Genomic DNA, 25,548 nt, shown 5'->3' with positions numbered 1-25,548 from the left:
TCTTGTCCGACGCAAGGGCCTGCTTCCCCGCGCCCGTCCGGCCTGGACCAGCCTCCGCCCGCTCCGGCCCGGCCCGTCAGCCGCGGGTCCCGGCCGAGCGCCGCCGACGCGCGAGCACCGCCACGGACGCCACCGCCGCCAGCGTCAGCCCGGCGGGCACGAGCAGGAATCCGGGACGCTCCCAGGTCCGGCTCTCCTCGGTGGCGGCCGCCCCGGACGCCGCGCCCGCGCCGCCTGCGGGCACCGGGAGCGGGCCCACCTCGAAGCGCACCTCGCCGCTGATCTCGTGGCCGTCGGCCGCGACCACGTCGTAGCTCATCACGTAGTCACCGTCCGGACCCGCCCACAGGTTCTGCCGCACCTCCGCCCCGTCGTACGTCGCGGCGCCGTTGACCACGTCGCCGTCGGGCCCGGTCACCGCGAGCGCGTGGACCTCGGTGATCGCGCTGTCGAAGGTGAGGACCGCGCGCGACGGCAGGGTCTCCAGCAGGCCTGCCTCGGCCGGGTCGGAGGAGACCAGCGAGGCGTGCGCGGCGGCGGGCGGCACCGGCAGCCACGCCAGCCAGGCCACGAGCAGCAGCAGGCACCCGAGCGCGCCGGTGGCGCCTCGCTGGGCGGGTCGCGCCGGGGCGGGGTGCGGGGGCTGGGGCTGCGGCATGGGCGGTCCTTCGCGGTCGGTGGTCGGGTGAGCTGGTGGCGGCGTGGCTAGGGGTCGGGCGCGGCGGCCAGCCGGCCCGCACGCAGCCGGCCGTCGGGGTCGAGGACCGGCGCGCAGACGTGCCGCAGCGCCTCCTCGCCCCAGTCCCCCAGCAGGACGGTCGCGCGTCCCGGCGGGAGCGCCGACCGGGCGGCGGCGACCTCCGCCTCGACGAGGTCGGCCACCTGCAACGGGGAGCCGCCCCCGGCCAGCAGGGAGACCGCGGTCGGGACGTGGTTCGCCGCGTCGGAACCGGTCGGCTTGCCCATCTGCTCGTGGTTGCCGACCGCGTCGAGGAGGTCGTCGAGGTGCTGGAAGGCCCGGCCGAAGTGCAGCCCGAACCGGCCGTGTGCCTCCACGACGCCGGCGGGCGCCCCGACGGCCAGGGCGCCGAGCTCGGCGCTGGCACGGAAGAGCTCGGCGGTCTTGAGCGAGGCGTACTCCGCGTAGGCCTCGAGCGACGGCGCCGCGGCCAGGCCGTCCTCGCGCAGCTGGCCCTGGGCCATCCGCTCGAGAGCGCGCGCCCACACGCCGGCGGCCGGCCCCGACGCGCCCGCCGCCGCGGCCGCACCCCGGGCGAGCAGCAGGTCGCCCACCACGATCGCCGTGCCGACGCCGGCGCTCGCCACGACCGAGGGCCGGCCGCGGCGCACCGCGGCGCCGTCGATGATGTCGTCGTGGACGAGCGTGGCCACGTGCAGCAGCTCGACCGCGAGCGCGAGGGTGACCGCGCGCTCCTCGGCGTCGGGGTCCGCGGCCCGCTCCCCGTCGGCCGCCGCCGCGCTGCGGACCAGGAGGTCGGGTCGCAGCAGCTTGCCCGGGCGCAGCGCGTCGACGACGACCCGGTCGACCTCGGGCACCCCGCAGGACGGCGGGGACCGGAGCCGGTCCCGCACCAGCCCGAGCAGCGTGTCGACGTCCATCACGGCACCGGGGACGCCGAGTCGGCACCGACCAGGTCCAGCACCAGGTCGCGCACGTCGGTGGCGCTCAGCCGCTCGGTGAGGGCGCCGGGGCGGTCGCACAGCACCATCGGGGCGTCCTCGTCGCGTGCGGGCAGCCGCCCGTGGGTGCCCCGCACCGGTGCCGGGTCGAGCGGCACCACCGACATCGCGTAGCGCAGGCCCGCGGCCTTGCGGGCCAGGGTCAGCGCCGCCCTGGCCTTCACCAGCCGGTCCGCGGGGTCGAAGAACAGCTCGGCCGGGTCGTAGCCCGGCTTGCGGTGGATCTCCACGCCGCGGGCGAAGTCCGGCGCCCGGTCGTCGTCGTCCCAGTAGTAGTAGGTGAACCAGGCCGTGGGGTCGGCCACCAGCACCAGCTCGCCCGCGCGCTCGTGGTCGAGCCCCACCGCGCCCTGCCCGGCGCGGTCCAGCACCTCGGCCACACCGGGGAGCTCCGCGCAGAGCGCCCGCACCCGCGGGAGGTCGGTCGGGTCGGCGACGTACACGTGCGCGACCTGGTGGTCGGCGACGGCGAAGGCCCGCGACGCCCACGGGTCGAGGTACTCCATCCCGTCCTGGGTGTAGACCTCCAGCAGGCCGGCCGTCCGCAGCGCCCGGTTGACGTCGACGGGGGTGTCGGCCCGGGTGATGCCGTACTCCGAGAGCACCAGCACCCGAGCGCCGGCGCGCTCCGCGTCGTCGAGCAGCGGCGCGAGCGCGGCGTCCACGTCCGCCGCGGCGCGGGGGGCCTCGGGGGCGTCGGGGCCGAAGCGCTGGAGGTCGTAGTCGAGGTGCGGGAGGTAGGCCAGGGTCAGGTCCGCGCGCGGCAACAGCCGCCGCGCCGCCCCGACGATCCACTCGGTCGACCGGATCGACGCGGTCGGTCCCCAGTACTGGAACAGCGGGAACTCGCCGAGCTCCGCCACGAGCTCGTCGTGCAGCGCCGGGGGCCGGGCGTAGAAGTCGGGCGCCTTCTTCCCGTCGGCGTAGTAGATCGGGCGGGGCGTCACGGTCCAGTCGGTCGAGGCACCCATGGCGTACCACCAGCACACGTTGGCCACGGTGTAGCCGGGCTGCACGCGCCGGATGGTCTCCCAGACCTTCTCCCCCTGCACGAGGCGGTTGTGCTGGCGCCACAGGAAGACCTCGCCGAGGTCGCGGAAGTACCAGCCGTTGCCGACGATCCCGTGCCCCGACGGCGGCAGGCCGGTGAGGAAGGTCGACTGCATGCTGCAGGTGACGGCGGGCAGCACCGGGTCGAGCACCGCGGAGGACCCGGTGTCGGCGAGGCGGCGCAGGCGGGGCATGTGCTGGAGCAGGGCGGGCGTGAGCCCGACGACATCGACGACGAGCAGCTTCTCCATCAGGTCCTCCGGGTCACGGCTGGGGGGTGCGGGACGGGATCGGGGTGAGGCCGAGGCCGACGAGCTCGGCGTGCACCCAGGCGAGCTCGGCCGCGAGTCCCGCGGCCAGCGCGTCGTCGTCGGCCGGGGCGCCCCCGGGCAGGACCGACCAGGTGTAGGTCTCCACCTCGAGGTGCGCGACCCGGGCGACGGGTCCGCCGAGGAGCGCCGCCAGCGAGGCCCGCAGCTCGGCGCGGCCGGTGCGCAGCGGCGGGCTGGGGTCGGCGTGCACCGGCACGTGGAAGTGCACCCGCCACGGCGCGTCGACGGCCAGCGGGTCCGCGCCGGCGAGCGCCTCCGGCAGGTCGTCGCGTGCCGCGACCTGGCACCGGTCCGCCCGGTCCTCCTCGAGACGACCCTCCTCGGGGCGGGCCTGGCGCACCTGGTGCAGGAACCGGTCCTCGGCGTACGACGCGAGCGCGGCGCGCGCCCGCTCGTCGGCGGGGTCCTCGACGACGAGTGCCGACGCGGGCTGGGCCTTCACCACCCGCAGGCCCGCGGCGTCGAGCACCGCCAGCGCGCGGGCGGCGTCGTCGAAGCCGACGGCGAGGTGGCACAGGTCCAGGCAGACGCCGATCCACTCCCGGTCGACCCGGGCCAGCCGCTCCACGGCCTGCTCGACGGTCTCGACCACGCACCCCGGCTCGGGCTCCAGGCCGACGACGACGCGACGACCGGACTCGGCCTCGATCCGCGCCAGCCCGCGGGCGACCTCGGCCAGGTGGAGCTCGGCGCGACGCTGGTCCGCGTGGCTCCACGGGGCGTGCCACCCGAACGGCAGCGAGGAGATGGAGCCGTGGTCCGCGTCGTCGGGCAGCAGCCCGGCCAGCACCCGCGCGGCGGCCAGCGTGTAGTCGCGGCGCTCCGGGGAGCCCCACGTGGGCAGGTAGACCGCGCGCTTGACCACCTCGCTCTGGAAGGCGGCGTACGGGAAGGCGTTGACGGTGACCACCTCCACGCCCTGGTCCGCCAGCCGCTCCCGCACCAGCCGCACCCCGGCGGGGTCGGCGGCCAGCCGGTGCGCGGCCGCCGCCGGGAGCCAGAGCCCGAGCCCGACCTGGTCGCCCGCCGGCACGGACGCGGGGCCGGACGCAGGCCCCTCGGCCAGCGCGCGGCGGATCCGTCCGCCCATCCCGACGGCCTGGGCGACCAGCCCGTCGACGTCCTCCGCCGGCAGCACGTTGGTGCCGTAGCCGAGGTGGACGACCGTGCCGTCCGGGTGTCGCAGCCTCATCAGGACACCCGCTCGCCCCGCAGGACCGAGTTGCCCTCGAACGTCGAGCCGGGGTCGGGCGCCGGGGCCCCGCCACCGGCGACCCTGCCGTCCGTCTCGCCGTCGGGCAGCAGCAGCCGCCCGCTCTGGGCGAAGAACTCCACCGGGTTGCGCCACAGCACCCGGTCGACGTCGTCCTCGCTGAAGCCGGCCGCGAGCATCGCCGTCCCGGTCGCGTGGGTGAGCAGCGGGTCGCTGCGTCCCCAGTCGGCCGCGGAGTTCACCAGGACCCTCTCGGTCCCCCGCTCCTGGAGGATCCGGACCATCCGGTCCGGGTCCATCTTGGTGTCGGGGTAGATGGAGAAGCCCATCCAGCAGCCGCGCTCGTCCACCGCCGCGACGGTCCGCTCGTTGAGGTGGTCGACCACGACCATCCCGGGGTCGACCCCGGCCTCCTCGACCAGCTCCAGGGTGCGGCGGGTGCCGCCCTCCTTGTCCCGGTGCGGGGTGTGCACCATCGCCGGGAGCCCGTGCTCGAGCGCCAGCGCGAGCTGGCGCCGGAACGCCTCCTCCTCCGCGGGGGTCATCGAGTCGAACCCGATCTCCCCGACGGCGACCACGCCGTCCTTGTCGAGGTAGCGCGGCAGGACGTCGAGCACCGGGGTGCACCGGGGGTCGTTGGCCTCCTTCGGGTTCAGCGCGATGGTGCAGTGGTGGGTGATCCCGAACTGCGAGGCCCGGAACCGCTCCCAGCCGACCAGCGCGTCGAAGTAGTCGGTGAAGGACCCGACGCTGGTGCGCGGCTGACCGAGCCAGAACGCCGGCTCGACCAGGGCGCGCACCCCGGCGGCGTACATGCGCTCGTAGTCGTCGGTCGTGCGCGAGCTCATGTGGATGTGGGGGTCGAAGATGCGCATCTCAGCCTTCCAGGTCGGCGGACGGGGTGGTCAGGGCGGTCGGGCCGAGGAAGCGGGCCGCGTCGGGGGGCACCGGGCGCCCGGCCGCCTCGCGCTCGGCGGCGTAGCGGCGGACCATCGCCGCGAGGTCGGCGTCGGTGCGCTCGTCGAGGTGGGCCACGGCGTGCAGCGGCACCCCGACGAAGAGGCACTTCAGCACCCCGTGCCGCCAGTCGTGGGGCGTGAGCCGGTCTGCGTGCGGACCCATCGCGGCCGCGACGAGACGCACGTCATTGGTGCGCAGGGCGTCGAGCAGCAGCTCGGACCCATCGACGTCGGCGTCGCCGGTCGCGGCGAGCGCGAGCAGGACCGCGCGCCGCTCATCGGCGTCGCCGTGGCGGTAGAGCGCCTCCAGCTCGGCGGCGAGCGCGCCCGGGTCCAGGCCGGCGGCGGCCGCGCGGACCAGCTCCACCCGGACCGCGTCCTCCACACGGTGACCGCCCTCGGCGCCTTCCAGGTCGCCCCGGGCGGTACGCCGGGCCGCGCCCGCGAAGAGCCTGCCGATGGCCGGCGGGTCCTCGGCCAGGGTCGCGAGCATCTCGTCGAGGGCGCGCGCGGCGTCCGGGCCGAGGCGGGCGCGCAGGAGCGAGGGGTCGACGAGCGGGTGGACGAGGGTCATCGGGCACCTCCGGGGACGGGTGCGACGGCGCCGAGCCGACCCAGGGACGCCTGGAGGGCGTCCATCGTCGACGCGGCCACCACGGGGGCGGCGTGGGAGTGGCGGGGCAGCTCGACGCAGGCCAGTCCGGTGTAGCCGGTCTCGAGGAGCGCGGCGAGGACGGCGTCGAGGTCGAGCTCGCCGGTGCCGAGCTCGAGGTGCTCGTGCACGTCGCGGACCATGTCGTCGACCTGGACGTTGGCGATCAGCGACCCCGCGTGCCGCACGGTGTCGGCGGGCGTGCGGGGCTCGTTGCAGGCGAGGTGGCCCAGGTCCAGGGTGACGCGCAGGTGCTCGGGGTGACCGAGCCTGGTGCGCAGCTCCAGCACGTCGTCCAGGGTGGCGAGGAACATCCCGGGCTCCGGCTCCACGCAGACGGTGACGCCGAGGGCGGCCGCGTCGTCGAGCACCGGGCCGAGACCGTCGAGCACCCGGCGCCACAGCGCGGTCCTGGACACCCCGGCGGGCGCGGTCCCCGACCAGCACGAGACCGCCTCGGACCCGAGGTCGGCGGCGATGCGCACCGCCCGGCACAGCAGCTCGACGCGGCGTTCGCGTCCCTCGGTGCTCACCAGCGTCGGCTCGTGCTTGTGCCACGGGTCGAGCACGTAGCGCGAGCCGGTCTCCACCACCGAGGCGAGCGCGTTGGTCTCCAGGCAGCGCCGCGCGTGCGCGATCTGGCCCGGGAGGTCGCCGAACGGGTCGAAGTGCGGCTGGTCGAGGGTGAGCCCGACGCCGCGGTAGCCGAGGCCGGAGACCACCGCGCACGCGTCGGCGAGGCGGTGGCCCGCGAAGCCGTTGAGGCCGTAGCCGAGGCGCAGGCTCATGTCGGGCTCACCGCCCGGGCGGCCCGGCGCAGCAGCGGACCAGCACCGGCCACCGCCACCGCGGCCACGGTGCGCCCGCGGGCCGCCAGCCAGGCCGACTGCAGCAGGGTGAGGCCGCCCATGCCCGCCCCCGTGGCCGCGCGGACCCGGGCGGCACCCGGGTCGGTCAGGGCGCGCGCCTGGGCACCGGCCACGACCGCGGCGTACGCCGCCGCGAGCACGAGCGCCGCGCGCCGGTCGTTGCCGCCCGCGGCCGGGTCGCGCAGGGTTGCGCCCACCAGCAGCGCGGCGGCGCTCGCGGTGCTCGCGAGCGCCGCGAGCACGGCTGCCGGACGGGTGCCGTGGACCTCCCCGCGGCTGAGCAGGGTGACGCCCACCGTGTGCACGGCCACCGAGACCGCCGGCGCGGCCGCGGCGCCCGGTCCGTGGCCGGGTCCGGCCACCGCCCCGAGGAGCACGTCCAGGCCCCGGGTCGAGGCCATCGCCAGCGGCCCGACGGGCGAGTCCTTGACCACGACGTCGTAGGTCGCCACGAGCAGCGCGAGCGGCACGCTGACCCGCAGCGCGCGGGGCCCGCCGACCACCGCCGTTGCGGCCAGGCCGGCCGCGCCGAGCGCCCCGGCGACCGCGAGCGCCGTGCTCGCGGGGATCCGCCCGGACGGGATCACCCGCTCGGGCCTCTCCACCGCGTCCACCTCCCGGTCGGCCCAGTCGTTGAGCGCCATCCCGGACCAGTAGAGGAGCGCGGACCCGAGCGGCATCAGCGCGCCGCCGGACCCGGCCGCCACGCCCGACCAGGCGGCGCCGGACCAGGCGTCGCCGGGGACCGTCAGCACCGCCGGGAGCCGCACCAGCTCGGCGAGGTCGCGGGCGCCGGGCAGGGCGGTCATCGCGCCAGCCCCTGCCGCCACGCGACGAGGTCGCGCCACTGCTCGGCGAGCCGGTGCTCGCTGCCGCCGACCGGGTCCTTGAAGAAGAACCCGAGCGCAGGCAGCGGACCCGAGCGTCCGGCGGACTGGGCCGCGGACACCAGCCGGACCAGGTCGAGCACGAGCGGGGCGGCCAGGGCGGAGTCGCAGCCCTGCCAGGTGAACTGCAGCGTCATCCGGGTCCCGAGGAAGCCGTCGAAGCGGACGTGGTCCCACGCGGTCTTCCACTCCCCGAGGTCCTCGACGTGGTCGATGTGCATCGGGCCCGGGACCGGGTGCCCGACCATCGCGTCCAGGCCGCTGCGCTTGGCCGATGTCTTGCTGCGCGCGGCCTCGGGGTCCGCCAGCGTGGCGCCGTCGCCACCGCCCAGCAGGTTGACCGAGGTCCAGGAGCGCAGCTGGAGCGCCCGGGTGGCGAACATCGGCGCCAGCGCCGACTTCACCAGCGTCTCCCCCGTCTTGCCGTCGCACCCGGCGTACGGCAGCCCGTGGCGCTCCGCCGCCTCGACCACGACCGGCAGCCGCAGGCAGGGGCTCGGGGTGAACGCGACGTACGCCGCGCCCGCCTCGAACGCCGCGAGGGCGTAGACCGCCGCGCTGGGAAGGTCGTCCTCGAGGGTGCGCACGGCATCCGGGTCCTCGACCGGGGGCCGGGTGCTGGCGACGTCCACGACCACCACCTGGGCCACGGCGTGACGCTCACGGAAGGCGACCACGTCGGCGGCGAGCCGGGCGATCGCCGCGGCCGGGGACTCCTCGCCCGGCACGTGGCCGGGCCGCACGTCGGTGTCGATCGCCTCGAGCTCCGCGCGGGTGGCCGCGACGAGCGCCGCGGGCAGGACGCCGCCGTCGGCGAGGGCCTCGGCCTTCTTGGCCAGCGCGGAGGAGGCCACGTCGTGTCCCCCGAAGACCAGGCCGGCCAGGTCGGGCAGCCCGGCCGGGTCGAGCTCGGGGAGCTCGGTGACCAGGCCGGTGGCCGGCGCGAGGCCGTGGCGGATCGCCAGCGCGCCGACGACCGCGGTGGTCGCCACCGAGCCGTGGGCGCCCACGAACCACACCCCGGTGCGTGCCGGGCGGGGCTGGGTGTCGCTCTCGTCGTTGCTCATCGAGGGTCTCCTCGCGTTCATGGGGGTGGGGGGATCGCCGTGCTGGGCGGGGCTCAGGTCCCGTCGCGCAGCGAGGCGTACGCCGCGCGCACCGCGGCACCGCACGCACGCGCGTGCTCGTCCGGCGCCGGCTGCTCCTCGAGCCCGCCCTGCGGCCACGCAGGCGGGCCCTCGGACCCCGTGAGCGCCCACGCCGCCTGGCGGGCCGCGCCGAGCGCGACGTACTCCCCCGGCGGCGGGAAGGCGACCGCCCGGCCCAGCACGGCAGGTGCGAGGGCGCGCAGCGCGGGGCTGCGGGTGGCGCCGCCCACGAGGAGCACGCGGGTGGGCTGGACCCCGGACGCGGCGACCAGCCGGTCGACGGCGTCCGCAAGCCCGCACAGCAGGGCCTCGAAGGCGGCGCGGGCCAGGTCGGCGCGGGTGGTCGCCGGGGTGAGCCCGCGCCAGACGCCGACGGCGTCGGGGCGGTTGGGGGTCCGCTCCCCGCCGTAGTAGGGCAGCACGGTGAGCCCGCGCGAGCCCCAGTCCGCCTCGAGCGCCAGGCGGGCGAGCTCGGCGTGGTCGACGCCGAGCCACCGCGACTGGAGGTCCAAGATCCCGGCCGCGTTCATCGTGGTGACCATGGGCAGGAACCCGGACTCGGCGTCCGCGAAGCCGGTGACCGTGCCGGTGCCGTCGGCCACCGGGTCCCGGCTCACCGCCGAGGCGACGCCGCTGGTGCCGATCGAGACCAGCACGTCCCCGGTGCGCAGCGACATGCCGAGCGCCCCGCCCATGTTGTCGCCGGTGCCGGCGGCGAGCGCGGCCCCGGACCCGGTCGTGGCCGCGACGACGCCGCCCGCCACGACCTCCGGGACGCCGGCCTCGTGGCCGAGCGCCGCGGCCAGCAGGTCGGGGCGCCACCGCCCGTGGGCGGTGTCGAAGTAGCCGGTACCGGAGGCGTCCCCGCGGTCGGTGAACACGCGCGTCCCCGGCGCCGCGAGGTGCCGGGACACGTAGTCGTGCGGGAGCAGGACCTCGGCGACCCGCGCGGCCGCGTCGGGCTCGTGGTCGCGCAGCCACCGCAGCTTGGTGGCGGTGAAGGAGGCGACCAGCACGCTGCCGACCGCGTCGGCGCACGCCTGCGCGCCGCCCATCTCCGCGACCAGGTCGCGGGCGGCCGCGGCGGAGCGCACGTCGTTCCACAGCAGCGCGTCGCGCACCGGTGCGCCGCCCTCGTCGAGCGCCACCATGCCGTGCTGCTGCCCGGCGACCGACACCGCCGACGCGCGGTCGAGCAGCGGCCCGGCGGCGTCGTCGCAGGCCGCGAGCCACGCCCGCGGGTCGACCTCGGTCCCGGGCGGGTGGGCGGCCGCCCGGGACTCCACCACGGTGCCGTCGTCGGCGTCGACGAGGACCGCCTTGGTGGACTGCGTCGAGGTGTCGATGCCCAGCACGAGCGTCATGCGGTCCTGCCTTCCCGAGCGGCGCCGGCCGGCCGCATCACGTTCACCTCAGGTCCGCGTCAGGAGGCCGAGAACGCGGCGTCGAAGGCTGCCGAGGGCGGGTCGAAGGCCAGGCGCCGGACGAACTCCAGCGCCTCGGGCGCCCCGACGAGCCGGTCCATCCCGGCGTCCTCCCACTCCACCGAGATCGGTCCGTCGTACCCGATCGTGTTGAGCATCCGGAACGACGCCTCCCACGGCACGTCGCCGTGCCCGGTGGACACGAAGTCCCAGCCGCGCCGCGGGTCGGCCCAGGGCAGGTGCGAGCCGAGCCGCCCGTTGCGGCCGTTGCCGACCTGGCGCTTCGCGTCCTTGCAGTCGACGTGGTAGATCCGGTCCTTGAAGTCCCAGAGGAACCCGACCGGGTCGAGGTCCTGCCACACGAAGTGCGAGGGGTCCCAGTTGAGGCCGAACGCCTCGCGGTGACCGATGGCGTCGAGCGCCGCGACCGTCGTCCAGTAGTCGTAGGCGATCTCGGAGGGGTGGACCTCGTGGGCGAACCGGACGCCGCACTCGTCGAAGACGTCCAGGATGGGGTTCCAGCGGTCGGCGAAGTCGCGGTACCCGGCCGCGACCATCTCCTCGGTGGCCGGCGGGAACATCGCGACGTACTTCCAGCTCGAGGAGCCGGTGAAGCCGATGACGGTGTCGACGCCGAGGCGCTGCGCCGTCCGGGCGGTCAGCTTCATCTCCTCCGCGGCCCGCTGGCGCACGCCCTCGGGGTCGCCGTCGCCCCAGACCTGCGGCGGCAGGATCGCCTGGTGGCGGGCGTCGATGGGGTCGTCGCAGACGGCCTGGCCCTTCAGGTGGTTGGAGATGGCCCAGGTCTTGAGCCCGTACTTCTCCAGCAGGTCGAGCTTGCCCTGGACGTAGGCGTCGTCCTCGGCTGCCTGCCAGGGGTCCAGGTGGTCGCCCCAGCACGCGATCTCGAGTCCGTCGTACCCCCACTCGGAGGCGAGGCGGCAGACCTCCTCGAACGGCAGGTCGGCCCACTGGCCGGTGAACAGGGTGATGGGGCGTGGCATGGGAGCTCCTTCAGGCAGTGGTGCGTCGAACGGGTGCGGATAACGGGCGGGTGGTGCGGATCGGGCGGGCCCGGTGCGGACCGGTACCGGGACCCAGCGCGAGGTCCCGGCACCGGCCGCGGGAACCGGCGTCACGTGGACGCCGCTCCCCCGCCCGGGCGGGGGGCCCGGCCCCCGACCCGCTCGCAGGGCCGAACCTGCGAGCGGATCGGGTGCGGCACCTCTCGGCACCGCCTGGCCGGGACCCCCATCTGCGGACGTTCTCCCTTCTTCTCGTCGTGCGCCTAGAGCTGCTTCTTCAGCTGGCGCGCGACGCCCGTGAGCGCGGCCTTGGCCGGGGCCTTGCGCACGCCCGCGGCGAGCGACTGGAACCTCGTCAGGGCCCGGCGCGCCTGCCGCTCCTGGCCGCGGCGATCGGCGCGCTTGGCGTCGTTCATCGCGGTGGTGAGCGAGGTGGCGAGCCGGGCACCGATGGTGTTCTCGCGGTCCAGGCGCTTGACCAGCTGCTTCGCGCCGGCGTACGTCGCGACCACCCGGAAGGTGACCGTGCGCGTCTGCCGGTTGCCGGCCTTGTCGGTGACGGTGACCGCGAGCCGGTGGGTGCCGGTGCGCAGCCGCATCGCGTCGAGGCGGACCGGGGAGCCGACCACCTTGCCGTCGAGACGGATCACGCGGGACCCGACACCCGAGGTGGCGTCGGTGGCGTTGACCCGCACGGTGCGGACCGCCGCGGCGCCCAGCTTGGCGCCGGCCTTGATCCCGGCGACCTTGATCGCCGGGGCCGTGGTGTCGAGCCGGACCGTGGTGGTCGCGACCTCCGAGACCGTGCCGGCCGCGTCGGTCGCCCGGGCCGAGATCCTGGTGATCCCGTCCCTGGTGACCCGGACGGGCGCCGTGTACGGCGTCCACCCGCCGGTGCCGAAGCGGTACTCCAGGCGCAGGTCCCCGTCGCCGCCGTCGCCCTCGAGGGTGACGGTGACCGGCGAGGTGAACCAGCCACCCGCGCCGTCGGGTGCTGGCGGTGCCGTGGTCATGCTCACCGTGGGCGCCGGCGCCTCGGTGTCGTCGTCGGGGACGACGACCTCGAACTCGCCGGTCGTCTCGTTCCCGGCCTCGTCGGTGGCGGTGTAGGCCACCACGTGGGTGCCGGGCTCGGTGATCTCGAACGGACCGTCGTACTCGGTCTCCTCGCCGCCGTCCACCGTGTAGGTGAAGGAGGTGACGCCGACGTTGTCCGAGGCGTCGAGCACGACGGTGCCCGGACCGGTCAGGTCGAGATCGGCGCATGCGACGATCGCTCCGTCACGGTGCACGACCAGCGAGCGTCCGTCGATGCGCGGCGCCCACGGGACCGTGGCCTCCGCGTACGACGTGCCGTCGGCGGCCGCCTTGATGCGCGGGTCGCCCGATCCGGCCTCCCAGCCGGGGTTGGTCGGCCAGAGCTCGTTCGGCGGGGTGCCGGCACCGTCCGGGTCGTCGCGGTAGTGACCCTCGAAGCCGCCGCAGGTGCCGACGTGCAGGTGCGACTCGTAGCGCTGGCTCGGGTCGAGACCCGTCAGCTCCAGCGTGGCGGTGGTCGTCCGGCCCTCACCGTCGGCCGCGGAGACCAGGGTGGCCTCCCCGCCGATGGTGCCGCCGCTGAGGTCCTCGACCTCGCCGGCGTACGAGCCCAGGACCGTGGCGTCGACCTGCGGTGCGTCCTCGTCCTCGCCCGGCTCGTCCGGACCGCCCGGCCCGGGCTCGCAGGGCTCGGCCCCGCCGAGGGTGAACCAGTCGAACGAGGCCGTGATGCCGGCGCCGGCCGTGGTGTTGGCCGCCGCCAGCAGGCCGATCCGCGGGTCGTCGATGCCGGCCAGGTCGAAGCCTGCCGACATCTCCGTCCACGTCTCGCCGTCGGTGCTGTAGGAACCGATGACCTCGGTCCCGTCCTCGCTGGCCAGTCGCAGCCAGACCGTGCTCGGGAAGTCCGCCCCGAGGCCGGAGGAGTTGGTCTCGGTGGCGGTGCCATCGACCTCCTTGGCGGTCTGGATGATGTTCGCGGCGACGTCCGGCTGGTCGCTGCGGCCCTGGAAGACGTGCTTGATGTAGTTGTCGTCGTCTCCGTAGAGCAGCAGGCCCGCCGACTGGTAGGACCGGTTGATCGGGGCGCTGACCTTGGTGGTGGCCACGAACGGGCCGTCGGGCAGGTCGGTGAGGACCAGGTCCCGGGCGGTGTTCGTGCCCTGGTAGAGGTCGGTCGCCTCGAGCGGGATCTGCACCGTGCCGCCGGAGACCTCGAGGTTGCCGCTGGGGCGGACCACGCTCCAGTCGGACCCGAGGGCACTGCCGTCGAACTGCTCGACCAGGCAACCCGGCTCACACGGCACGGCCGTGTCGTCGGGCGTCAGGGTGAAGTGGTCGAAGCTGGCGGTGATGCCGGTGGCGCCCGCCTGGTTGCCCAGGGCGAACAGGCCGACCTTCGGTGCGGTGATCCCGGTGAGGTCCCGTGTGGAGGTGACGTCGGTCCACGTCGCCCCGTCGCTGCTGTAGGAGCCGGTCACGACGTTGCCGTCGGTGCTGCTCAGCCGCAGCCAGACCGTGTCGGGGAAGTCCGCGCCGAGGTTGGCGGAGTTGGTCTCCGACGCCGAGGCGTCGACCTCCTTGGCCATCTGGATGACGTTGGTCGCCTTGTCGGGGGTGCTCGACCGACCGGAGTAGACGAGCTTGACGTAGTTGTCGTCGTCGCCGTAGAGGATCAGCCCGGCCTGCTGGTAGGCGCGGGTGGCCGGCAGCGTCAGCTTGGTGGTCACCTCGAAGGCGCCCGACGGCAGGTCCTGCAGCACGACGTTCGGCGTCGTGTTGGTGCCCTGGTAGATGTCGGTCGCGGTGATCGGGATGTTGAGCGACCCGTCGGCGACCGTCAGGGACTGGTCGACCCGGACGCTGCGGTTCCAGCGCTCGGTGTCGAGGGTGTTGCCGACGAAGTCGTCGGAGCGCCCGGTGAAGCAGCTGTCGCCCGCTCGGGTGACGATGACCTCGAGCGTGCGGGTGGTCTTCGCCCCGCGTGCGTCGGTGACGGTCAGCTCCACGACGTACCGGCCCGGCGTGGTGAAGGTGTGGCTGGGCTCGGCCTCGGTGGAGGTCGCCCCGTCACCGAAGTCCCACGCATAGGTCACCGGGGTGTCCCCGTCGGCGTCGTTCACCGTGCTGGTGAACTCGACCGGCAGCGGGGCCTCGCCGGTGGTGGTGCTGGCGGTGATCGCGACGGTCGGCGGCCGGTTGTCGGTGATGCCGCGGCCGTTGAACTCCAGCCAGTTGACGTTGGCCCCGCCGGTCGTGGCGACGAAGTAGAGCTCGCCGCTGGCGTCCGTGGCGCCGGTGAACGTCGTGGAGACGTCCTGGTAGGTCTGCGCCCCTCCGGTGTTCGGCACCGTCAGGGTGCCGATCGTGTCGCCGGTCGGCGAGCCCTGGCGGACCGCGAACGTCGCGCCCGCGGTCGTCGAGGCGGCCCGCATCGTGACGCCGGTGATGCCGGTGAGGTTCATGACGTCCCAGCGGAACCAGTCACCGGTCTCGACGCCGGTGACGTTCTGGCCGCCGCCGGTGTCCGTGGTCGCCTGGACCGAGACCCCCGGCGTACCGCTGGTCTCGCTGCCGGTGCGCCCGGTCTCGTCGAAGAACTCGGCCTCCTTGTGCTTGGTGTGCACGATGATGCCGTCGACGCCGGTCAGGGCGCCGGCGTCGCCGGCCCCGTCGTCGGTGTAGGTGGCCTTGATGGTGCCGAAGATGTTGGCACCGACGTGGCCGGAGTCGCCGGGCAGCGCGAGCGTGCCGCTGCAGCCGGTGTACTGCTCGTAGTCGTGCGAGTGCTCGTCGTGGCCCAGGCCGGGCTGGACGACCACCCGGTCGCAGTCGATCGTGCCGTCCTCGGGATCGGTGACCTCGACCTCGTAGCGCAGGTAGTCGCCGAACTCGAAGAACCCGCCGTCGACCGGCAGCGTCAGCTCCACGGTCGGAGCGGTGTTGCCGGCGACGATGTCGATGTTGGTCGTGGCGGACCGGCCGCCCTCGTCTGTCACCGTGAGCCGGGCGGTGTAGTTGCCCGCCTCGGTGTAGGTGTAGCTGCCGGTGGGGGTGGTGGCGTCGGTGGTGCCGTCACCGTCGAAGTCCCAGGCGTAGGTCAGGCCCGTGGCGTCGCCGGTGTCGGCGTCGAAGGACCCGCTGCCGTCGAACGCGACGGTGAGCGGGGCCGGGCCGGAGGTCCGGTCCGCGGTGGCCCGGGCGACCGGGGCGCGGTTGCCCTCGACGTAGTCGATCCGGTAGATGCCGGAGTCGGTGTTGTTGCCGTTGAAGCCGCTGCCCCACTCGATCATGTACAGCGCGCCGTCCGGGCCGAACTGCAGCGCGTGCGGGCGGATCATCGGCAGGTTCGGCAGGAACCGGTTGATGTCGGTGTAGTTCGTCCCGTCCAGGTTCATCTGCACGGTGAACAGCCGGCTGTTGTTCCAGTCCGCCCAGATCGCCTTGCGGTCGAAGTACGCGGGCCACTTGCGGTCCGAGACCAGGTCGGCGTCGTAGGAGTAGGTGCCCGAGGTCATCGGGGCGCCGCTGGCGCCGATCTCCGGGGTTCCGGTGATCGCGGCGTTGTTGCTCTGCCAGATGACCGCCGGCTTGGCGGGCGGCAGGTTGGTCAGCCCGGTGTTGTGCGGGGAGTCGTTGACGAGCGCCGCGCAGTCGAAGGCCGGGCCCGCGGTGCTGCTGGCGAAGTTGTAGTCGTTGTACGGCGTGTTGTCGCCGACGCAGTAGGGCCAGCCGTAGTTGCCGGGCTCGTCGAGGATGTTCCACTCCACGCGGCCGTTGGGTCCGCGGGTGGCACTCACGGCTCCGGCGTCCGGGCCGTAGTCGGCGACCAGGATGTTGTTGTTCTGCTCGTCCAGGCCGATGCGGAACGGGTTGCGGAAGCCCATCGCGTAGATCTCGGGGCGGGTCTTGTCATCCGCGTCGGCGTCCTCTTCGAAGAGGTTGCCGTCGGGGATCGCGTAGCCGCCCTCGGGCAGCGGCGTGATGCGCAGGATCTTGCCGTTGAGGCTGTTGGTGTTGCCCGAGGTCCGCTGGGCGTCCCAGGCGGCGCGGTTCGGCCGCTCGTCGATCGGGGTGTACCCGCCGGAGTCGAACGGGTTCGTGTTGTCGCCCGTGGCGAGGTAGAGGTTGCCGTCGTTGTCGAACTCCAGCGACCCGCCGGCGTGGCAGCACTGCTCACGCTGGGTGGGCACGTCGAGGATCGTCGTGGCGGTGTCGAGCTGGAGGGTGTTGCCCGACATCGTGTAGCGCCCGATCCGGTCGGTCGCCTGGTTCCCCTGCGGTGAGTAGTAGAGGTAGACCCAGTTGTTGGTGGCGAAGTCCGGGTCGAGCGCGATGCCGAGCAGACCGAACTCCTGGCCCGTGTAGACCGGGATCGTGCCCGCGGTCACCACGGTGCCGTTGGGCTGGATGATGCGCACGGCGCCGTTGCGGTCGACGTAGAAGACGCGACCGTCCTCGGCGATGTCGAGCTCCATCGGGTTGGAGGTGTTCTCGTCGAGCGCGACCTTCTCGAAGCTGTCCTCGAGCGTGGCGGAGCAGTCCGAGGGCAGGACACCGGCGGCGGTCTTGATGCCGCCAAGGATGTGGCCCAGGAACTTCTCGTCGGTGAAGGACGCCTCGGTGTGGCCCATGCCGGTGTACCAGCTGCGGCCGCCGTCGTAGTCCTGGCACCACGCGATCGGGTGCTCGACGCCCATGGCGCCGCCGCCCGGGGCGTAGGTGCTCTCGTCCATGGAGGCCAGGACGTGCACGTCGCCGCGGGGGTTGGTGCGGAAGTTGTACCACTCGTCGGTGCGCTGCCAGCGCGGCTCGATGCCGGCGGTGGAGGGGTGCGCGGGGTCCTCGACCTTGACGGTCGCGGTCGGCGTGCCCGGCGGGTGGTTGGCGAAGTAGGAGCCGACCAGCTCGCCGTACCAGGGCCAGGAGTACTCGGTGTCGGAGGCCGCGTGGATGCCGGCGTACCCGCCTCCGGCCTGGATGTAGCGCTCGAAGGCCGCCTGCTGGGTCTCGTTGAGCACGTCGCCGGTGGTCGACAGGAAGATGACCACCTCGTACTGCGCGAGGTTGGCGTCGGTGAAGGCCGAGGCGTCCTCGGTGGCGGTCACGGTGAAGTCGTTCTCGACGCCGAGCTGCTGGATCGCGGTCGTCGCCTCGTCGATGTTGCTGTGGCGGAACGCCGCGGTCTTGGAGAACACGAGGGCGTCGAACGTCTCGTGCTCGTCGGCCGCCGCGGTGAGATCCGCGGTCCACGGGACCGCGTCGCCCAGCGGGACGGACTCGCGCAGGTTCTTGGCGCCCTTGCCCTTCTTGCCCTTCTTCTCGGCCGGCTTGGCCTTTCCATTGCTCCGGTCAGGGGCCTTGGTCGCCGCGGACGGCGCCTTCTCCGGTTGCGCGGCCTGGGCCGCCGTGGCGGAGAGCCCGAGGCCGACCGTGGCTGCCAGAGGCAGCGCCACGACCGTGGCCAGGGTCGAGCCCAGCGCGGTGCGTGAGCCCTTCCGTAGCCGCGTGATGAGCTGATGCATCACGATCTCCTTCGTTGGTGACGGTGTGCGCTGGTGCGGTTCCGGGGCGGGTCCCCGGGCGTTCGGCCCCTGGCGGTGCTGATCAGGCTGGTCGTGCTGGTCGTGCTGGTCGTGCGGGTCGTGGTGGACGGGTGGACGGGCGCGCGGCTCAGCGGGCGCCGAGGAGGTGCTCCATGGCGAGCTGGTCGAGGGCCTCCATCGCGACGCTGCGCTCGGCGAGCGCAGCGACGTCGTACGTCGTGTCGCGCAGGTCGGAGAGCTGCTCGCCCGGGTCCAGCGTGGGCCGCTCCAGCTGCTCCACCTCGGCGGCGGCGAGCGCCTCCGCGACGGCGGGGTCGGCCCGGAAGGCCAGGGCCCGCTCGCGCAGGATCAGGTAGTTGCGCATGCAGGCGCGGGCGGCGTCCCAAACCCCGTCGACGGCCTCGGCGCGCGGCGTCTTGAAGTCGAAGTGGACGTAGCCGTCGTAGGCGTTGCCGCTGCCGCTGCCCAGGAGGGTGTCGACGGTCCAGAACGCGCCGCGCAGGTTGCCGGCGCCGAAGCGCAGGTCCTGGTCGAACCGCGGGCCGTGCTGGCCGTTGAGGTCGATGTGGAAGAGCTTGCCGTGCCACATCGCCTGGGCGATCCCGTGCGCGTAGTTGAGCCCGGCCATCTCCTCGTGCCCGACCTCGGGGTTCAGCCCGACCATGTCCGGGTCGTCGAGCTCGCCGATCAGGGCGAGCGCGTGGCCGATCGTCGGCAGCAGGATGTCGCCGCGGGGCTCGTTGGGCTTGGGCTCCAGGGCGAAGCGCAGGTCGTAGCCCCGCTCCTTGACGTAGGCGCAGAACGTGTTGAGCGACTCCACCATCCGGTCCAGGGAGGCCCGGACGTTCTTGCTGGCGCCGTGCTCGGCGCCCTCGCGGCCGCCCCAGAGCACGAACGTGTCCGCCCCGAGGCTCGCCGCGAGGTCGATGTTGCGCAGCACCTTCTGGGTCGCGTAGCGGCGTACGTCGCGGTTGTTCGCGGTGAGCGCCCCCTCCTTGAAGACCGGCGGCCCGAACAGGTTGGTGGTGACCATCTCCACGCGCAGGCCGGTGTCGGCCAGGGCCTTGCGGAAGCGGTCGAGGTCGCGGTCGCGGGTGGCGTCGTCGGGCAGCAGGTCGTCGTCGTGGAACGTGACGGCCGACGCTCCCATCTCGGCGAGCCGGTGGGTGGACTCGACGGGGTCGAGGGGCGGGCGGCTCGCGGGTCCGAAGACGTCGACGCCCTGCCAGCCCACGGTCCAAAGACCGAAGGAGAACTTGTCCTCGGGCCGGGGGGTGTGGTCGGTGCTCATGCGGTGATCTCCTGCCACTGTCGGGTGTGGGAGCTCGTCTCGACCGCAGCCAGCACACGCTGGACCTGCAGGCCGTCGGCGAACGACGGGGTGGGCTGCTCGCCCGCGGCCAGCGCCGCGACCAGGTCGACGACCTGGTGGGTGAAGCCGTGCTCGTAGCCGAGGCCGTGGCCCGCGGGCCACCAGGCCGCCACGTAGGGGTGCTCGGGCTCGGTCACGAGGATCCGCCGGAAGCCGGCCGTCTCGGCGGGCTCCGTGGCGTCGAAGAGGTCCAGGACGTTCATGTCCTCGAAGTCGAAGGCCAGCGAGCCGCGGGAGCCGTTGATCTCGAGGCGGATCGCGTTCTTGCGTCCGTAGGCGAAGCGGGTCGCCTCGAAGACGCCGAGGGCGCCGCCGGCGAAGGAGGCCAGGAAGACGGCGGCGTCGTCGACCGACACCGTGCCCGTCTCCCCGCTCGCGCCTCCCCCTCCGAGCGTGCCGGCGGTCGCCTCGGCGGCGAGCGGACGCTTGTGCACGAACGTCTGGAGGTGACCGGACACCGAGCTGATCGAGAGCCCGGTGATGAACTGGGCGAGGTCGACGATGTGGGCGCCGATGTCGCCGAGCGCCCCCGAGCCCGCCTGCTCCTTGTCCAGGCGCCACGACAGCGGGACCTCCGGGTCGGCGATCCAGTCCTGGAGGTACTGCGCCCGCACGTGGCGGATCTCCCCCAGCCGGCCGTCGGCGACGAGCCGCCGGGCCAGCGCCACGGCCGGCACCCGCCGGTAGGTGAAGCCGACCATGGCCATCACCCCGTCGGCGGCGGCGCGCTCGGCCGCGGCGGCCATCGCCTCGGCCTCCGCCACCGTGTTGGCCAGCGGCTTCTCGCACAGCACGTGCTTGCCCGCCTCGAGCGCCGCGATGGCGATCTCGGCGTGGGTGTCGCCCGGGGTGCAGATGTCGACCAGGTCGACGTCGGGGCGCTGGACCACGTGGCGCCAGTCGGTCTCGGTCTCCGCCCACCCGAGCCGCTCGGCGGCGGTTCGGGAACGGCCCGGGTCGCGACCGCAGAGCACCTGCATCACCGGTGTCAGGGGCAGGTCGAAGAAGTGCGGGGCGGTGCGCCACGCCTGGGAGTGTGCGGCCCCCATGAAGGCGTGGCCGACCATGCCGACGCGCAGTGTTCCTGGGGTCGCTGGGGTCCCTGCGGTCCCTGGGGTCGAGCGCGTCGCGGAGGTGGCGTCGGCGGGTGACTCGGTCATCGGCTTCCTGCTCGATTCGTCCGGAGGTGGATGGGGGCGCGGTCGGCCCGGGGAGGCGGGCCGACCGCGGGGGGTCGCCGCTCAGGACTCGAAGGCGGTCTCGAGGTACTGCTCGACGTTGTCGGCCGTCACGACCGGCGCGTAGAGTTGGACCATGCGCGGCACCTCGACCTCGACGAGGTCGGCGACGGAGCGCTGCTGGGCCAGCAGGCGGGCCAGCTTGAGGCCGTCGGCGCCCTGGGTGGAGGGGTAGATCACCGTCGCCTTCAGCACGCTGTCGCCCTCCTGGATCGCGCGCATCGCGTTGGCGGAGCCGGCGCCGCCGACCATGATGAACTCGTCACGGTTGGCGTTCTCGATGGCCGCGAGCACCCCGACGCCCTGGTCGTCGTCGTGGTTCCACATGGCGTCGATGCGGGGCTCGGCCTGGAGCAGGTCGGAGGCCGCCTCCTCGCCGCCCTGGACGGTGAAGTCGGCGGCGACGCGGTTGTCGACGTCGAGGCCGCAGTCGGCCAGGGCGTCCTTGAAGCCGCGGCTGCGGTCCTGGGTCAGCGGCAGCGAGTCGATGCCGGCGATCTCGGTGACCACCGCATCGGGCTTGTCCCCGACCTGCTCGCAGATGTAGGTGCCGGCCGAGACGCCCATGCCGTAGTTGTCGCCGAGGACGGTGACGCGCGCGGCGTTGGGGTCGCTGAACTCGCGGTCGACGTTGATGACCGGGATGCCGGCCTCCATGGCCTTGAGCGCGACCTTGGTCATCGCCGCGCCGTCGAAGGGCAGCAGCACGATCGCGTCCACGCCCTCGTTGATGAACGTCTCGACCTGCTGAATCTGGACGTTCACGTCGTTGGTGCCGGTGGCGATCTTGAGCTCGACGTCGTCGTACTGGTCGGCGACCTGCTCGGTCGACTCGGTGATCGAGGCCATCCAGCCGTGGTCGGCCGCGGGGGCCGAGAAGCCGATGACGACCTTCTCGCCGGCCTCGTCGTTGGAGCCGGCCTCGGCCTGCGACGTACCGCCGGCGCGCTCCTCCTCCTCGCCCTCGGCCTCGTTGCTCGTGCACGCGGACGCCGCGAGCAGGGCCAGGACCGCGACGCCGCTGCCGACGATCCGGGCCGGGGTGGTCCTCTTCTTCAGTGACTTCACGGTCATGGCGGGTGCTCCTTGGATCAGGTGTGGGTGTGACGGGGTGGGTGCTGCCGGGACAGCCGCCCGAGAAACGGTGTCGATCAGGTCGCGCTCTTGCGCGAGGCCAGCCACTGCTGGAGCAGGACGGCGGCCACGATGACGGCGCCCTTGAGCACGGACTGCTCCGAGGAGTCGCGCTGGTTCTGGATGAACACGTTGGTGAGGGTCGTGAAGATGAGCACACCCAGCACGGTGCCGGTGACGGTGCCGCGCCCACCGGCGAGCAGCGTCCCGCCGATGACGACGGCAGCGATGACGTCGAGCTCGATGAGCGTGCCGTGGGTGGAGGTTCCGGTGGTGGTGCGGGCCACGAGCATCAGCGCCGCGATACCGCAGCACACACCGACCAGCACGTAGAGCAGGACGGTGTGACGCCGCACGTTGATGCCGGCCAGCCGGGCGGCCTCGGGGTTGCCGCCGACGGCGAAGGTGCGGCGCCCGAAGGTGGTGCGGTTGAGCAGCACCCACCCGACGACCGCGACGAGGCCGAAGAGGTAGATGGAGAAGTCGATGCCGAGGTAGTCGGAGGCGAAGACGTCGGTGAACCCGTCGACGTCGACGATCTGGGTCTTCTTGTCGGACAGGATCTCGGCCAGACCGCGCGCGGCGATGAGCATCGCGAGCGTCGCCACGAACGGCACGATCCGTCCGTAGGACACCAGGATCCCGTTGACCAGGCCGCAGCCCGCGCCGACCGCCAGGGCGACGAACACCATGACCAGCCAGTGGTTGTCGCGCGCCATCGTCTGGGTGGCCAGGGTCGTGCACCACACCGAGGACAGGGCGAGGATCGCGCCGACGGAGAGGTCGATGCCGCCGCCGGTGATCACGAACGTCATGCCGATGCTGAGCACGCCGACCACGGCGGCGCCGCGCAGGATGGTCAGCGCGTTGTCGCTGTTGGCGAAGTTGCCGCCGGCGGTGAAGGCACCGACGGCGCAGATCACCACGAGCGCGACGACCAGGCCCAGGATGCGGAAGAACCCGACGGCCGAGAGCCACTGGATCGCGCGCTGGCCACGCGTCGTGGGCCGGTCCTCCGCCTGGACCATGGTCTGGTGCGACGCGGTGCCGGACACGGCCGCGGTCCCGTCGGGTCCGGGGGCCGGTGGCCGGTCCTGGGACGAGGAGTCCTTCAAGCGATCGGTCATGCGGGCGCTCCTTCCATGACCAGGTCGAGGACCTGGGACTCGTCGATGTCGTCGGCGGCCGCCTCGTGGACCACCCGCCCCTCGCGGACCACCAGCACCCGGTCGGCCAGCCCGAGCACCTCCTCGACCTCGCTGGAGACCACGACCACGGCGACACCGGAGTCGGCCAGCCCGGCGATCAGCCGGTAGATCTCGGACCGCGCGCCGACGTCGACGCCGCGGGTCGGCTCGTCGAGCAGCAGCACCCGGCACTCACGCAGCAGCCAGCGGGCCAGGACGACCTTCTGCTGGTTGCCGCCCGACATGGTGCGCACCATCCGGTCGACGTCGGGGGGCCGCACGTCGAGGGACCGGGTGAGGACCGACGCACGGCGTCGCTCGTCGCGGCTCGCGAGGAACCCGAGCCTGGAGAAGTCGCGCAGCGAGGCGACGGTGATGTTGCGGTAGACCGCGTCGTCGAGCAGCAGGCCCTGGCTCTTGCGCTCCTCCGGGGCCAGGCCGACGCCGGCCTTCACCGCCTGGGTGACCGAGCCGCGGCGCAGCTGCTTGCCGTCGACGTGGACGGTGCCGGCGCTCGCGCGGCGCGCGCCGTACAGCGTCTCGAGGATCTCGGTGCGCCCCGAGCCGACGAGCCCGGCCAGCCCGACGACCTCGCCGGCGTGGACGGTCATGTCGACGTCGGAGAAGACCCCGGCCAGACCGAGGCCGCGCAGCTGGAGCACCACGGGGCGTTCCGCGTCGGGCCGCCGCTCGCGCGGCGGGAAGACGTACTCGATCGAGCGGCCGGTCATCAGCCGGATCAGCTCGGAGGTCGGGGTGTCGAGGGCAGGGAGGCCGGTGGCGACGGTGCTGCCGTCCTTGAGGACCGTGATCCGGTCGCCGATGCGGCGGATCTCCTCGAGCCGGTGGGAGATGTAGACGACCGCGACGCCCTCGGCGGTGAGCCCGCGGATCACCCGGAACAGGTTGTCGACCTCGCCGTGGTCCAGCACCGCGGACGGCTCGTCGAGGATCAGCAGCCGGGTCTCGTGGCTGAGCGCCCGGGCCATGCTGACGATCTGCTGGCCGGCCGGGGACAGGTCCGCGACCAGGCGCGATGGCGGGATCTCGCCGTGGCCGAGGCGCTCGAGCAGCTGCTGCGCGCGGCGGTGGGCGCGGTTGCGCCGGATGAAGCCGCCGGTGGCGACCTCGTGGCCCAGGAAGATGTTCTCGGCCACCGACAGGCCGGGGACCAGGTCGAGCTCCTGGTAGATCGTGGAGATGCCGGCGTCGATGGCGGCCTGGGGGTGGCTGAGCCGGACCTCCTGGCCGTCCCACCAGATCGTGCCCTCGTCGGGCTGGTACGCCGCGGAGAGCACCTTCATCAGCGTGGACTTGCCCGCGCCGTTCTGCCCGAGCAGGCAGTGCACCTCGCCGGCGCGCACGTCGAGGTCGACGCCGTCGAGGGCGCGGACGGCGGAGAACTGCTTGACCACCCCGGTCATCCGGAGCAGCACCGCGCCGGGCGCGCGCCCGGGGCGGTCCGGGCCGTCGGGCGGCGGGGTGGGGGTCGGGGTGGTCATGCCATCACCTCTCCGGCGGGGCCTGCGGGCTGGGGACGTCGGGGGATCCCGGAGGGGTCGGCGAAGACCGGCTCGAGCGCGGCCATCGCTCCCCCGCGCACCGCGGCCGCGAAGCCCATGGTCGAGATCTCCACCCGGGTGCCGCCGGAGTCGACGGCGAGGACGCCGGCGCCGAGGGCACGCTCCACGGCAGGGCGCATGTGGTGGCCGACCGCGGAGTAGTAGCCGCTGAGCACGATCGCGGCCGGGTTCAGGGCGTTGGCCAGGATGGCGGCGCCCACCCCGACCCAGGTGCCGACCTGGTCGAGGGCGTCGAGGGTCCGGGCGTCGCCGAGATCGGCGCGCCGGTTGATCTCGGCGAGGCGCTCGTCGAGGCCGAGCGCCGGGTTGCGGATGGTGTCGTGGGGCTCGGCGACCAGCTCGAGCAGCGCGCGCAGGCCGCTCACGGTCTCCCAGCAGCCGGTGCGACCGCAGCCGCAGGTGCGGCCCCGCGGCTGGACGATGATGTGCCCGAACTCCCCGGCGTACCCACGGCGGCCGCGGAGCAGCCGGCCGTCGGCGACGATCCCGCCGCCGACACCGATCTCGCCGAAGAGCACCAGGATGTCCTGGCGGTCGGGCACGCCCGGCGTGGCCTCCGCCGTCGCCGCGAGGTTGCCCTCGTTGTCGATGCGCACCGGGAACGACCCGTCGAGGCGACGCCGGATGAGCTCGCCGACCGGGACGTCGAACCAACCGAGGTTGGGACCGTGGGTCAGCAGGTCGCGGCGCCGGTCGACCAGCCCCGCGACGCCCACCGTCAGGCCCGCCGCGTGGCGGCCGCCGAGCGCGAGCTCGTCGACGACCTCGCACACCAGGCGCATCAGGTGGTCGATCACGACCTCCGGGCCCATCGCCCGCGCGTCGAGCGCCAGGCGTCGCTCGCCGACGGTGCGGCCGGCGAAGTCGAGCGCGAGGACCGAGACGTGGTTGACGTTGACCTCCGCCCCCAACCCGTAGACGCGGGACCCGTCGAGCTCGACGGCCGTGCCCGGGCGCCCCACGCTCGAGCGCTGCACCTTGCCCTCGCGGACCAGGCCGCGTTCGGCCAGCTCGGAGACCAGCGTGGAGACCGTCGACCGGGTCATCCCGAGCTCGGAGGAGAGGGTCGCGCGGGAGCGCGGGCCGTGGTCGCGCAGGGAGCGCAGGACCAGGCCCAGGTTGCTGCGCCGCAGGTCGAGATGATCGACGCTGTGCGACTGCGGAGAAGCGCCGAGAGACGCCATGTCGTG

The 25,548-nt window shown here is 73.8% G+C and carries 18 protein-coding genes; all 18 read right to left on the bottom strand.

Going from position 1 to position 25,548, the window contains the following annotated elements:
* Positions 1-76: 76 nt before the first annotated feature.
* On the bottom strand, positions 77-658 hold the full coding sequence (locus HOQ23_RS05390) for a copper resistance CopC family protein (RefSeq protein WP_172212583.1): 582 nt from the start codon (positions 656-658) through the stop codon (positions 77-79).
* Positions 659-705: 47 nt separating this feature from the next.
* Positions 706-1,620, bottom strand: a complete 915-nt coding sequence (locus tag HOQ23_RS05385) for a polyprenyl synthetase family protein (protein ID WP_172212581.1) — start codon at positions 1,618-1,620, stop codon at positions 706-708.
* Positions 1,620-3,002 (bottom strand): nucleotide pyrophosphatase/phosphodiesterase family protein, encoded by a 1,383-nt coding sequence (locus tag HOQ23_RS05380; protein ID WP_172212579.1) that lies wholly within the window; start codon positions 3,000-3,002, stop codon positions 1,620-1,622. The genes HOQ23_RS05385 and HOQ23_RS05380 overlap by 1 nt, the downstream gene beginning before the upstream one ends.
* Positions 3,003-3,015: 13 nt before the next feature.
* A complete protein-coding gene (gene eboE / locus HOQ23_RS05375; RefSeq protein ID WP_172212577.1) occupies positions 3,016-4,275 on the bottom strand; it encodes a metabolite traffic protein EboE in 1,260 nt (419 codons plus the stop codon).
* Positions 4,275-5,171 (bottom strand): TatD family hydrolase, encoded by an 897-nt coding sequence (locus HOQ23_RS05370; protein WP_172212575.1) that lies wholly within the window; start codon positions 5,169-5,171, stop codon positions 4,275-4,277. The genes eboE and HOQ23_RS05370 overlap by 1 nt, the downstream gene beginning before the upstream one ends.
* A gap of 1 nt (position 5,172) precedes the next feature.
* The gene (locus HOQ23_RS05365; RefSeq protein ID WP_172212574.1) at positions 5,173-5,829 is read right to left on the bottom strand and encodes an EboA domain-containing protein; all 657 of its coding nucleotides are present in this window, start codon (positions 5,827-5,829) and stop codon (positions 5,173-5,175) included.
* The gene (locus tag HOQ23_RS05360; RefSeq protein WP_172212573.1) at positions 5,826-6,695 is read right to left on the bottom strand and encodes a sugar phosphate isomerase/epimerase; all 870 of its coding nucleotides are present in this window, start codon (positions 6,693-6,695) and stop codon (positions 5,826-5,828) included. The genes HOQ23_RS05365 and HOQ23_RS05360 overlap by 4 nt, the downstream gene beginning before the upstream one ends.
* A complete protein-coding gene (locus HOQ23_RS05355) occupies positions 6,692-7,585 on the bottom strand; it encodes an SCO3242 family prenyltransferase (RefSeq protein ID WP_172212572.1) in 894 nt (297 codons plus the stop codon). Before HOQ23_RS05355 ends, HOQ23_RS05360 begins: the two co-directional genes overlap by 4 nt.
* Positions 7,582-8,730 (bottom strand): inositol-3-phosphate synthase, encoded by a 1,149-nt coding sequence (locus HOQ23_RS05350; protein ID WP_172212571.1) that lies wholly within the window; start codon positions 8,728-8,730, stop codon positions 7,582-7,584. Before HOQ23_RS05350 ends, HOQ23_RS05355 begins: the two co-directional genes overlap by 4 nt.
* A gap of 53 nt (positions 8,731-8,783) precedes the next feature.
* On the bottom strand, positions 8,784-10,175 hold the full coding sequence (xylB, locus tag HOQ23_RS05345) for a xylulokinase (protein WP_172212570.1): 1,392 nt from the start codon (positions 10,173-10,175) through the stop codon (positions 8,784-8,786).
* 59 nt (positions 10,176-10,234) lie between these two features.
* Positions 10,235-11,239, bottom strand: a complete 1,005-nt coding sequence (locus HOQ23_RS05340; RefSeq protein ID WP_172212569.1) for a sugar phosphate isomerase/epimerase — start codon at positions 11,237-11,239, stop codon at positions 10,235-10,237.
* Positions 11,240-11,523: 284 nt separating this feature from the next.
* Positions 11,524-17,823, bottom strand: coding sequence for a ThuA domain-containing protein (locus HOQ23_RS05335; RefSeq protein WP_172212568.1), 6,300 nt, complete (start codon positions 17,821-17,823; stop codon positions 11,524-11,526).
* Positions 17,824-17,971: 148 nt separating this feature from the next.
* Complete coding sequence (gene xylA / locus HOQ23_RS05330; protein WP_172212566.1) at positions 17,972-19,135, bottom strand: xylose isomerase; 1,164 nt, start codon at positions 19,133-19,135, stop codon at positions 17,972-17,974.
* On the bottom strand, positions 19,132-20,376 hold the full coding sequence (locus tag HOQ23_RS05325; RefSeq protein WP_172212564.1) for a Gfo/Idh/MocA family protein: 1,245 nt from the start codon (positions 20,374-20,376) through the stop codon (positions 19,132-19,134). The genes xylA and HOQ23_RS05325 overlap by 4 nt, the downstream gene beginning before the upstream one ends.
* Positions 20,377-20,457: 81 nt before the next feature.
* On the bottom strand, positions 20,458-21,528 hold the full coding sequence (locus HOQ23_RS05320; protein WP_172212562.1) for a substrate-binding domain-containing protein: 1,071 nt from the start codon (positions 21,526-21,528) through the stop codon (positions 20,458-20,460).
* Positions 21,529-21,605: 77 nt separating this feature from the next.
* Positions 21,606-22,715 carry an ABC transporter permease gene (locus tag HOQ23_RS05315; RefSeq protein ID WP_253945224.1) on the bottom strand — a complete coding sequence of 370 codons (1,110 nt, stop codon included), beginning with the start codon at positions 22,713-22,715 and terminating at the stop codon, positions 21,606-21,608.
* Entirely contained in the window at positions 22,712-24,277 is a 1,566-nt protein-coding gene (locus HOQ23_RS05310) for a sugar ABC transporter ATP-binding protein (RefSeq protein ID WP_172212560.1), read from the bottom strand. Before HOQ23_RS05310 ends, HOQ23_RS05315 begins: the two co-directional genes overlap by 4 nt.
* Positions 24,274-25,542 carry an ROK family transcriptional regulator gene (locus HOQ23_RS05305; RefSeq protein ID WP_172212558.1) on the bottom strand — a complete coding sequence of 423 codons (1,269 nt, stop codon included), beginning with the start codon at positions 25,540-25,542 and terminating at the stop codon, positions 24,274-24,276. Before HOQ23_RS05305 ends, HOQ23_RS05310 begins: the two co-directional genes overlap by 4 nt.
* Between the last annotated feature and the right edge of the window lie 6 nt (positions 25,543-25,548).

It is taken from the genome of Nocardioides sp. zg-DK7169, from assembly GCF_013155365.1.
Taxonomy (GTDB): domain Bacteria; phylum Actinomycetota; class Actinomycetes; order Propionibacteriales; family Nocardioidaceae; genus Nocardioides.
The sequence above is the reverse complement of the archived record's forward strand: the minus strand, read 5'-3'. Positions and strand labels throughout refer to the sequence as shown.

Coding starts and splice junctions, on each gene's coding strand:
- HOQ23_RS05315 (WP_253945224.1), bottom strand. CDS start 22,715: ATGACCGATCGCTTGAAGGACTCCTCGTCCCAGGACCGGCCACCGGCC.
- HOQ23_RS05355 (WP_172212572.1), bottom strand. CDS start 7,585: ATGACCGCCCTGCCCGGCGCCCGCGACCTCGCCGAGCTGGTGCGGCTC.
- HOQ23_RS05320 (WP_172212562.1), bottom strand. CDS start 21,528: ATGACCGTGAAGTCACTGAAGAAGAGGACCACCCCGGCCCGGATCGTC.
- HOQ23_RS05305 (WP_172212558.1), bottom strand. CDS start 25,542: ATGGCGTCTCTCGGCGCTTCTCCGCAGTCGCACAGCGTCGATCATCTC.
- HOQ23_RS05390 (WP_172212583.1), bottom strand. CDS start 658: ATGCCGCAGCCCCAGCCCCCGCACCCCGCCCCGGCGCGACCCGCCCAG.
- HOQ23_RS05385 (WP_172212581.1), bottom strand. CDS start 1,620: ATGGACGTCGACACGCTGCTCGGGCTGGTGCGGGACCGGCTCCGGTCC.
- HOQ23_RS05350 (WP_172212571.1), bottom strand. CDS start 8,730: ATGAGCAACGACGAGAGCGACACCCAGCCCCGCCCGGCACGCACCGGG.
- HOQ23_RS05360 (WP_172212573.1), bottom strand. CDS start 6,695: ATGAGCCTGCGCCTCGGCTACGGCCTCAACGGCTTCGCGGGCCACCGC.
- xylB (WP_172212570.1), bottom strand. CDS start 10,175: ATGACGCTCGTGCTGGGCATCGACACCTCGACGCAGTCCACCAAGGCG.
- HOQ23_RS05325 (WP_172212564.1), bottom strand. CDS start 20,376: ATGACCGAGTCACCCGCCGACGCCACCTCCGCGACGCGCTCGACCCCA.
- eboE (WP_172212577.1), bottom strand. CDS start 4,275: ATGAGGCTGCGACACCCGGACGGCACGGTCGTCCACCTCGGCTACGGC.
- HOQ23_RS05370 (WP_172212575.1), bottom strand. CDS start 5,171: ATGCGCATCTTCGACCCCCACATCCACATGAGCTCGCGCACGACCGAC.
- HOQ23_RS05310 (WP_172212560.1), bottom strand. CDS start 24,277: ATGACCACCCCGACCCCCACCCCGCCGCCCGACGGCCCGGACCGCCCC.
- HOQ23_RS05340 (WP_172212569.1), bottom strand. CDS start 11,239: ATGCCACGCCCCATCACCCTGTTCACCGGCCAGTGGGCCGACCTGCCG.
- xylA (WP_172212566.1), bottom strand. CDS start 19,135: ATGAGCACCGACCACACCCCCCGGCCCGAGGACAAGTTCTCCTTCGGT.
- HOQ23_RS05365 (WP_172212574.1), bottom strand. CDS start 5,829: ATGACCCTCGTCCACCCGCTCGTCGACCCCTCGCTCCTGCGCGCCCGC.
- HOQ23_RS05335 (WP_172212568.1), bottom strand. CDS start 17,823: ATGCATCAGCTCATCACGCGGCTACGGAAGGGCTCACGCACCGCGCTG.
- HOQ23_RS05380 (WP_172212579.1), bottom strand. CDS start 3,002: ATGGAGAAGCTGCTCGTCGTCGATGTCGTCGGGCTCACGCCCGCCCTG.